Origin of the sequence: Amaricoccus solimangrovi, from assembly GCF_006385685.1 — a bacterium.
GTDB classification, from domain to species: Bacteria; Pseudomonadota; Alphaproteobacteria; order Rhodobacterales; family Rhodobacteraceae; genus Amaricoccus; species Amaricoccus solimangrovi.
This window is the reverse complement of record NZ_VFRP01000002.1, coordinates 415,826-425,385: the sequence shown is the minus strand read 5'-3', so window position 1 is coordinate 425,385 and position 9,560 is coordinate 415,826. Positions and strand designations below refer to the sequence as shown.

The window sequence follows — 9,560 nt, the reverse complement described above, 5'->3', positions numbered from 1 at the left end:
CTTCGTCTACGTCGCGTTCGTCATCGACGCCTTCGCCCGACGCATCGTCGGCTGGCGCGTGTCGCGCGTCGCCAAGGCGGAATTCGTGCTCGACGCCCTCGATCAGGCGCTGCACCAGCGCCACCCCTTCGAGGGCGGCCAGCTCGTCTGCCACTCATACCGAGGGTCGCAATATGTCAGCATCCGCTACACCGAGCGTCTCGCCGAGGCCGGGATCGAGCCCTCCGTGGGCGGCGTCGGCGACAGCTACGACAACGCGCTCGCCGAAACGGTGATCGGCCTCTTCAAGACCGAGGTCATCCACCGCCGAGGGCCCTGGCGATCCTTCGAGGCCGTGGAGTTCGCCACCCTCGAATGGGTCCACTGGTTCAACGAGCGCCGCCTCCTCGAGCCGATCGGGAACATCCCGCCCGCCGAGGCCGAAGCAAACTACTACGCCGGACTGGAGGCACCCGCCGTGGCGGCGTAGGACTCAAACCAAAACGCCTCCGGGCAGCCCGGCGCGGTTCAGACGATCACCAGCCTGAGCGGGTCCTCGGGCTTGCGGTAGCGGTTGCGCAGGAGCTCCTGGCGCGCCTTTGACCGGATGTGCGGCTGCAGTTCCTTCGCGTCGGCCGCATTGCCGGTGATGATGACCTTCACCGCGCCGGCATCGTCCTGATCCGAGTGCCACTCGGGCCGCGCGGCCACGATGCGCTCGTAGACCTTGGCGGCGATGCTCCGGCTCATGCAGACGATCATCGCCTTGCCGTTCATCGCCTCCAGCCGCCGGTCGAAATGCCCCAGCAGGTCCGCGACCAGCGTGTCGAGCCGCTTGTCCGCCCCGACCAGCGCCTCGGCGCGCGCCCAGCGGCGGGCGGTCGCCGCGCGGGCGTCCTCGCCGATCCCGCCCGTGGCGTCGTCGAACTCGGTGTCGATCAGCCCCTCCAGCTCCGGGTTGATCTCGATCTTCGCGACCCGCGCCTCGTAATAGATCGGCACCGTGGCGCCGTCCTGCACCGCCTGGGCGATGTCGTAGACGTCGATCTGGTCGCCGAACCGTTGTATGTATTGGCGCTGACCAGCTCCACCGGGGTCCCCGTGAAGCCCACGAAGGTCGCGTTCGGCAGCGCGCGGCGCAGATGGTGCGCGAAGCCGTAGCGGATCTCGCCGGTCGCCGGGTCCAGCCGCGCGTCGAACCCGTATTGCGACCGGTGGGCCTCGTCCACGAAGACGATCACATTCGAGCGGTCGCTCAGCTCGGGGAAGGCCTCCTCGCCGGGCTTCGGCCGGAACTTCTGGATCGTCGTGAAGATGACCCCGCCCACCTTGCGCCCGCCGAGCAGCGCGCGGAGCCCGTCGATGTCCTCGGCCTGCGCCGGGTCCTCGCCGAACAGCGCGGCGCAGCGCGCGAAGGTGCCGAAGAGCTGCTGGTCCAGGTCGTTGCGGTCCGTCAGCACCACGAGCGTCGGGTTGCCGAGCGCGGGCTCGTGCATCAGCGCTCCGCCGAGATAGGCCATTAGCAGCGACTTGCCCGAGCCCTGCGTGTGCCAGATCACGCCGGCGCGCCCGTCCTCGCGGCGCGCCTCCAGCACCCGGGCCAGCCCCTTCCGGACTGCGTGAAACTGGTGGTAGCCCGCGATCTTCTTCACGGGCCCGCGTCCCTCGTCCTCGAAGACCACGAAGCGGCGCAGCATCGCGAGCAGCGTCGAGGGCGCGAGCAGCCCGTGGATCAGCGTCTCGAGCGCCAGCGCCGAACCCTCGTCCACCAGCGTCTCGCCGTCCACGGTCCGCCAGCGCATGTAGCGCTCGAAATCCGCCGAGACCGAGCCGTAGCGCGCGCTGATCCCGTCCGAGATCACCGAGATGAGGTTCGCCCGGAACAGCTCGGGGACCTGATCCTTGTAGGTCTCGATCTGGTTGAACGCCTCGGGCAGCCCCTTGCCTTCGGCGCCCTTCAGCTCGATCACGACGATCGGCAGGCCGTTCAGGAACAACAGGATGTCCGGCTGCCTCGGGGTCTTGCCGACGATCTCGAACTGGTTGACGGCGAGCCAGTCGTTGTCCCGGTCCTCCCAGTCCACCAGCCGCGCCACCGCCCCGACCGCCTCGCCATTCACCCAGGTCTGCACCTGGACCCCGCCCACCATCAGCTCGTGCAGCCGCCGGTTCTCGGCGATCGGATCGGCCGAGAAGGTTGCGTCCCGCACCTTCAGCGCGGCGTCCCGCACCGCGCTCTCGGGCAGGTCCGGGTTCAGCCGGGCGATCGCGGCCGTCAGCCGCTTCGAGAGGATCGCGTCGTGATAGGCGCCGCGTTCCGCATCCTCGGCGCGCCCGGCGTCCGGGGCGACGGCGGCGGCGGTCGCGGTGGCGAAGCCGAGGCCGCGCAACTCGTCGAGCGCCCAGGCTTCGAGATGGGCTTCCGACGTCCAGCTCATCAGCCGGCCTCGATCCCGGCGCGCTTCGGCTTCGGACCTGGAAGGTCGAGTTTCGGGGATAGCGAGGCCCCCAGCCCGAGGCAACTCTGGAAGATCTGGACGATCCGCTGCCTTGGCGGGGTCGAGACATAGGCGGCGTATTTCAGCGCCTGCCAGACCACGTCGCGGCCGGTGTCGTCGAGCTTGTTCTCGATGACGACGAGCTGCCCCTCCTTGTCGAACGCCAGCAGGTCCAGCCGCTCGCGGACCTCGCCGGACATCAGCTTCGGGAGCAGGGTGTCGCGGAGGGCGGCGAGGGTGTCGATCTGAGCTCCGTTGGCGCCTATCAACGCGAACTGTGGCCCGGTCTCCTCCGCGAACGCGGCGAAGACGCGATCGTCCGGTGTGGCCATCCCGTAAGTCTCCACCCGCTCATTCTGGACGCGCTGACGCCCTGACGAACCGACCATGCTCTGGATGGCGCATTCGCGGAACCCGTCATCGCGCGCGAGGCAGTAGACGAAGCCCGGCGATACGTGCCCCCGCCCGCGCATGACGATGAACTCGGTCGACCCCCAACCTACCGCGCTCTCGGGCATCGCGTCGACCAAAGCCGTCTTGCCGTTTTCAAGGCATGGCGTGATGCGCGCCAAAAGGACGTCACCGTTCCTGAACTTGGTCCCCGAGGTAAAGGCCCGCTGGATGGGGACATCCGTGCGAGGCCCGGACGTGGGCAGCGCCTTCATGTCGAAATAGGGCGCGACCTCACCCTTGCCGAGCCGTTCGCGCGGGTTGAACTCGACAAGCCTGGACGCGGGACAGGACCGCCACCCCTCCGGCAGGCCGTCCTCGCCAAAGCGGGCGGGGAAGAGGGTGGCGGTGGCGGGGTCCATGTGGGCGGGGGCGCGGCCCTCGGCCTTGGCGTGGACGGGGTCGAAATCGACGAACCAGGAACGGAACAGCGCCCGCGCCATCTCCTCCAGCGTCCGGTTCATTCGCCGGTTCAGCTCGATCTTGTTGTCCAGCGCGCCGAGGATGCGGGCGATGGCCTGCTGCTCGGCGCTAGGCGGCACCGCGACGAGCAGCTGCCGCTGCTGTTGCAACCCGATATAGGGAAAGGTGTCCGCTCCACCTGCCGCCGCCCATACTTGGTCCATGAAGGTGGCACAGTGCATCCAATAGTAGAGAAAGCGGCCTGAAAGGACCTCCGGCTTCAGGGCCCTCCAAACAGTTACTCCAGGATTGCACACGAAAGCTGGCGCCTCGATCGGCATCATCGCAAGGCGACCGACCGTCGCGCGATGCGTGAAGAGCACGTCACCACCACGTCCGATCCCCTTACGAACTCGCGCGAACGCAACATCATTGATCTTGTCACATGCCGAGAGATCGACTCGGCCTTCCACCAGGTCGGGAGGGCGGACGAAGGGCACGCCGTCGGTCACGAACGCGTTGGAGCGCGGCCTATACTCACCGTGGTTTCCATCTTCGACGAAAAGGATACCGCTATTCTGAAGTTGGCGGACGCTCTGCAATATCCATTCAGCCAAGGCTCTGGACCTCACCCAACCGCGCCTCGATCTCCAGCTCCAGCCCGCGCCCCTCGGCGAACTGCGCCAGCAGCTCGTCACGGAGCCGCGCGAACTTCTCCTCGAAGGGCTCGTCGTCATCCTCGGCCGCGCCCGCGCCGACGTAGCGGCCCGGGGTCAGCACGAAGTTGTGGGCGGCGATCTCCTCGCGGGTGGCCGCCTTGGCAAAGCCCGGCACGTCCTCATAGGCGCCCGCGTCGGCCTCACCGCGCCAGGCGTGATAGGCGCGGGCGATCCGGGCGGTCTCCTCGGGGCTGAGCGCCTTCTGCTTGCGGCTGCCTGGGATCAGCGCGCCCATCTTGCGCGCGTCGATGAACAGCACCTCACCCCGCCGGTCGCGCAGCCGCTGGTCCCGCGCGACGCCGTTCGACCGGTCCCGCGCGAGGATCCAGAGGCAGACCGGGATCGCCGTGCTGAAGAAGAGCTGCCCGGGCAGCGCCACCACCGCGTCCACCGCCTCCTGCTCGACCATCGCCCGGCGGATCTCGCCCTCGCCCGATTGCATCGAGGACATCGAGCCGTTGGCGAGCACCACGCCCGCGACCCCCGCCGGCGCGAGGTGGTGATAGACATGGCTCAGCCAGGCGAAATTGGCATTGCCCACCGGCGGCGCGCCGAAGCGCCAGCGCGCGTCCTCGCGCAGTGCCTCGCCTTCCCAGTCCGAGATGTTGAACGGCGGGTTCGCGAGGATGAAGTCGAAGCGCTCGTCCGCGAAGGCGTCGCGCTTCAGCGTGCCCTCCTGGTTCCAGCGCAGGTCGGCGAAGATGCCACGGATCGCGAGGTTCATCCGCGCGAGGCGGTAGGTGGTGTGGTTGCGCTCCTGGCCGTAGATCGAGAGGTCCTCGGACCGGCCCTGATGATGCGCGATGAAGCGCTCGGACTGGACGAAGAAGCCGCCGGTGCCGCAGCAGGGGTCGTAGACGCGGCCCTTGGTGGGCTCGATCATCTCGACCAGCGTCTCGACCACCGACTTCGCGGTGTAGAACTCGCCGCCGCGCTTGCCCTCGGCCGCCGCGAACTGGCCGATGCAGTATTCGTAGATCCGCCCGATCAGGTCGAAATCGGCCCGGGTGCCCTCCATCGGCATGTTCGAGAAGAGGGTGATGAGCCCTAGATGATGCCCCGGTCGAGGCTCTCGCGGCCGAAGACCTTCGGGAGCGCGTCCTTGAGCGTCGGGTTCGCCTCCTCGATCGCGCGCATCGCGTTGTCGATCTCGACGCCGATCTCCGGGGACTTCGCGATGGCGGTCAGGCGGGACCAGCGCGCGGCCTCGGGGACCCAGAAGATGTTCTCGGCGAGGTATTCCACGGGGTCTTCGGGGTCGGCGTAATCCTCGCTTGCCAGTTCGGCGTGCCTCAGTTCGAAGGCGGCCGAGACATAGCGCAGGAACAGGAGCCCGAGGGCGACGTGCTTGTACTCCCCCGCGTCCATCGCGCCGCGCATCTTGTCGGCGGCCTCGAACAGGGTTTTCTCGATATTCCCGACGGGATCGCGCCTCCAGGCCTTCGGATTTCGTCTTTGAGCACCGCCGCATAGCCAAGCTCGGGGTGCTTGACGACCTCGCCGGCTCTTGCTCGGGCAACCTCGCACGTGGCTCGGCGTCGGGGGAGCATGCACATGTCGGTGTGGCCGAACAAGTATCGGCTGCGCGCGATCTGTCGATACGACCACGCCGCGCGGCGCGTGGAGCGATACGCATGACACGGCGAACCCGGGCTGCTATTGCCAGAGAAACCCACGCGACGTCCGGAATGCCGACGCCGGATCTGGGCGCCAGAACCCCCCGGGCCGTGCCTCGTTTTTTCTGGTGTTCCTTGCTAGACTGACTGATACTGCCTCAGCGCGCGCCTATCCGCTTCCTTTCGATTTAGAATTCGGAAAGGACATCAGCAATGGGCCAGAGTACCGATCCAGTTCCGGCTGGCTGGAAGGGTGGCTTCGCCGAGTCGAACCCCGCGTTCGCATATCCCGATCCGGATCTATCCTCGCTACCGATGCTCCCGAACATGGCGAACATCCGCAGGTTGCAACGACAGCAGGCGGTTCTCTGGCCGGAGTTCTCGTGGCTGACCGACCCTGGCCAGGAGCAATCGCGCTGCTATCAGATGTTCGCGCCCGACATCTCGCGGATCGGCTATGACGACGAAGGTCGCGTCTATTCGATCATTTGCCCGCAACAGGGAGTCTGCACCGCCGCGTTAGGCTGCCTCAACGTCGAAGTCACGGTGACCGGCCAGCGCGGCTGGGTCGACGAGCCTTGCAAGACCCTCGCGGCCGACATGACCGTCACCGGTCAGATCTGGTTCAGCCCCAGCGCCAGGCAGAACAGTCTTGTCCGATGGCTCTGGAACGAGTTCGTGGCCAGCGATCACCCGTTCCCGCATGACAAGGCCCATGCGATACAGGTCAGTACGTTCAAGCCCGGCGCGCCGGATCAGCCGATCTTTCCCCTTCGCAAGGGTGAAACGACCGATTTTCGTATTCCCGAATTTGCGCGCCACCAGTCCGAAGCCTGGTCCGTGGGGAACCTTGGCGTCGAGATCGGCCCGATCAGGAAAACCGGGGATTCGGTCGCCGATACTTTCAACACCTTGGTCATGGACCTCTTCAACCTCTACTCCGGGAACCTGCTTTTACCCGGAAATATCCTCACCTGGAACGTCTGGTTCACCGAGCCGGCTCTGGTCAACCGGCAGGAGTGGGCTCGTCACGCCGAAGTCTGGCGAAAGTCGATCGACGCCGATCACGGCAGCCCCGACGGACCTGGCACGTCTGCCCGGTACTACAACGGCTCCCCCTTCGAGCCGGTCGAGGCGGCGGTCGAACGCGAGATCGAGAAGATCCTGCAGTTCATCAAGAACCATCTCTGACCGTGCCGGGGGGGTAATGTTGCGGATCGGGGGCGTGCAATAACCTTCCGTGGTGCCCCTGGAGAGCCATGACGGACAGCATGGAGCCGCGGCTCGGCCATTTGCTGGGGTTGAGGACCGCTTCGCCGATACCCGCCGCCAGCGGAGCCAGCCGTGGTATGCCGCCGGGGCAGGGCGGCGCGACACCCTTCGCGCTTGCCAGATTCTCCGGAATCGCATGTGCCCCCCGTACAGCATCTTCCGCGACCGAAGCGCCCACGCGGCTCCATCCGGCGTTACTACCAGCGCCGCGCAGGCTCATGGTCGGCGGCGTGCTTGATCCAGGCGCCGGACAAGCGGAAACTACCGCCCGGCTCGAGGGGCCGGGGGAGGAAGATCATGAGCATCAAGAGCGAAGTCGAAGCCGCCAACGCCGCGTACGCGGCGGATTTCGGCGAAAAGGCCAGTCTGACGCTGCCGCCTGCGCGAGGCTTCCTGATCCTGACCTGCATGGACGCGCGCCTCGACCCGGCGAAATACGCCGGGCTCGCCGAGGGAGACGCGCACGTGGTGCGCAACGCCGGTGGCAGGGCCACGGACGATGCGATCCGCAGCCTGGTGATCAGCCACAAGTTGCTCGGAACCCGCGAGTGGTTCGTCGTGCAGCACACCGACTGCGGCATGCTCTATTTCGACGATGCGACGATGGGTGACCTGCTTGCAGGGTCGCTCGAGACCGCCGAGCTGACGCCGCGAGGTTTCGAAAATGCCTCGAGCCCCGGCGGCTCCGCCGAAGGGCGATACATCAAGTGGCACACCATCGCGGATCAGCAGCGCGCGGTCATCGAGGATGTTACGCGGATCCGCCGGCATCCGCTCGTCGACCCGGTCGTACCGATCTACGGCTACGTCTATGACGTGAAGACCGGCCGGCTGAACGAGATCGTGGCGGCCAGTCAGGCGGGCCAGCCGCTGCGCTGAGGCGCCTCGGCTCGGTGGGGGGAGGGTTGATCCCCGCGGCGAGGTCTTCCAGCCTGCGTGCGAGCGCAGGATCCATACTGTCAACTTTCTATCGCGTCAGGATTGAGCCCTGATCACATCATGTCATCCATGACGCCGCCGTCCGCGGCCTTCGGTTGCGGCTTGTCAGCAATCATCGCCTCGGTGGTGATCAGGAGACCGGCGACCGAGCCGGCGTCCTGCAGCGCGGTGCGAACGACCTTCGCGGGGTCGATAACGCCGAACTTGAACATGTCGCCATACTCTTCGGTCTGGGCGTTGAAGCCGAGGCTCGCGTCCTCGGAGTCGATGATCTTGCCGACGACGACCGAGCCGTCCACGCCCGCGTTCGTGGCGATCTGCCGCAGCGGCGCCTGCAGCGCCTTGCGGACGATCGCGATGCCCGCGGTCTGATCAGGGTTAGCCCCTTCCAAGCCCCGGAGCTTCTTTGAGCCGCGCACCAACGCCACGCCGCCGCCGACCACCACGCCCTCCTGCACCGCGGCGCGGGTGGCGTGCAGCGCGTCGTCGACGCGATCCTTGCGCTCCTTCACCTCGGTCTCGGACGCACCGCCGACGCGGATCACCGCGACGCCGCCCGCGAGCTTTGCCAGCCGCTCCCGCAGCTTCTCCTTGTCGTAGTCCGAGGTGGTCTCCTCGATCTGTTGGCGGATCTGGGCGGTTCGACCGTCGATATCGGATTTTTCGCCCGCGCCGTCGACGAGCGTGGTCTCGTCCTTGGTGATCGAGATCCTGCGGGCCTTGCCGAGCAGGTCGAGCCCAACATTCTCGAGCTTCATGCCGAGTTCCTCGGAGATCACCTGGCCGCCGGTGAGGATCGCAATGTCCTGCAGCATCGCCTTGCGGCGGTCCCCGAAGCCGGGCGCCTTCACGGCCGCGATCTTGAGCCCTCCACGCAGCTTGTTGACCACGAGGGTCGCCAAGGCTTCACCCTCGATGTCCTCGGCGATGATCAGGAGTGGCTTGCCCGACTGGATCACCAACTCCAGCAGCGGCACCATCGGCTGCAGCGACGAAAGCTTCTTCTCGTGGATCAGAATTACCGCGTCCTCGAGCTCGGCGATCATCTTGTCGGTGTTGGTGATGAAGTAGGGGCTGAGATAGCCGCGGTCGAACTGCATGCCATCGACCACCTCGGTCTCGGTCACGAAGCCCTTGTTCTCCTCGACGGTGATCACACCTTCGTTGCCCACCTTCCGCATCGCGTCCGCGATCTGCTTGCCGATTTCGGCCTCCCCATTGGCGGCGATCGCGCCGACCTGGCCGATCTCCTCCGAGCCTGAAACCGTTCGGGCCTGGGACCTGATGTCCTCGACGACGATGGCGACCGCCTGGTCGATGCCGCGCTTCAGGTCCATCGGGTTCATACCCGCCGCGACCGACTTCATGCCCTCGCGGACGATCGCCTGGGCGAGCACGGTGGCGGTGGTGGTGCCGTCGCCGGCTACATCGCTGGTGCGGCTGGCCACGTCCCGGACCATCTGCGCGCCCATGTTTTCGAACTTGTCCTCGAGTTCGATGTTTTTGGCGACCGTGACCCCGTCCTTGGTGATCCGCGGCGCTCCGAACGACTGGGCAATGATAACGTTGCGACCCTTGGGGCCAAGGGTGACCCGCACCGCGTCGGCGAGGATGTTCACGCCCTTCAACATGCCGTCACGCGCATCGGTGTTGAACTTGAGCTGCTTGGCGCCCATGGCATCGCT

At 66.6% G+C, this 9,560-nt stretch carries 7 protein-coding genes and 1 pseudogene; 3 read left to right on the top strand and 5 right to left on the bottom strand.

Annotated elements, in window-relative coordinates; genetic code table 11:
* Positions 1–469: DDE-type integrase/transposase/recombinase (locus FJM51_RS04530; RefSeq protein WP_140452911.1), on the top strand; the 469-nt coding region annotated here is incomplete at its 5' end.
* 38 nt (positions 470–507) lie between these two features.
* Here the strand turns inward: FJM51_RS04530 and FJM51_RS04520 are convergent.
* The 4 genes and pseudogenes from FJM51_RS04520 to FJM51_RS24305 form a co-directional block, all read right to left on the bottom strand.
* A pseudogene (locus tag FJM51_RS04520) lies at positions 508–2,417 on the bottom strand (type I restriction endonuclease subunit R).
* Positions 2,417–3,946 (bottom strand): restriction endonuclease subunit S, encoded by a 1,530-nt coding sequence (locus FJM51_RS04515; RefSeq protein ID WP_181164443.1) that lies wholly within the window; start codon positions 3,944–3,946, stop codon positions 2,417–2,419. The pseudogene FJM51_RS04520 and the gene FJM51_RS04515 overlap by 1 nt, the downstream one beginning before the upstream one ends.
* Positions 3,939–5,066 carry an N-6 DNA methylase gene (locus FJM51_RS04510; protein ID WP_233712973.1) on the bottom strand — a complete coding sequence of 376 codons (1,128 nt, stop codon included), beginning with the start codon at positions 5,064–5,066 and terminating at the stop codon, positions 3,939–3,941. The genes FJM51_RS04515 and FJM51_RS04510 overlap by 8 nt, the downstream gene beginning before the upstream one ends.
* Positions 5,067–5,095: 29 nt before the next feature.
* A complete protein-coding gene (locus tag FJM51_RS24305; RefSeq protein WP_233712971.1) occupies positions 5,096–5,428 on the bottom strand; it encodes a type I restriction-modification system subunit M N-terminal domain-containing protein in 333 nt (110 codons plus the stop codon).
* Between the two features lie 449 nt (positions 5,429–5,877).
* Here FJM51_RS24305 and FJM51_RS04505 point away from each other — a divergent pair, with 449 nt between their 5' ends.
* Positions 5,878–6,855 (top strand): hypothetical protein, encoded by a 978-nt coding sequence (locus tag FJM51_RS04505; protein WP_140452907.1) that lies wholly within the window; start codon positions 5,878–5,880, stop codon positions 6,853–6,855.
* 378 nt (positions 6,856–7,233) lie between these two features.
* Positions 7,234–7,815: a beta-class carbonic anhydrase gene (locus FJM51_RS04500; RefSeq protein ID WP_140452906.1), complete on the top strand. Its 582-nt coding sequence runs from the start codon at positions 7,234–7,236 to the stop codon at positions 7,813–7,815.
* A 113-nt stretch (positions 7,816–7,928) separates the two neighbouring features.
* On the opposite strand, the gene groL is transcribed toward FJM51_RS04500, so the two are convergent.
* Positions 7,929–9,551: a chaperonin GroEL gene (groL, locus tag FJM51_RS04495; RefSeq protein WP_140452905.1), complete on the bottom strand. Its 1,623-nt coding sequence runs from the start codon at positions 9,549–9,551 to the stop codon at positions 7,929–7,931.
* Positions 9,552–9,560 lie beyond the last annotated feature (9 nt).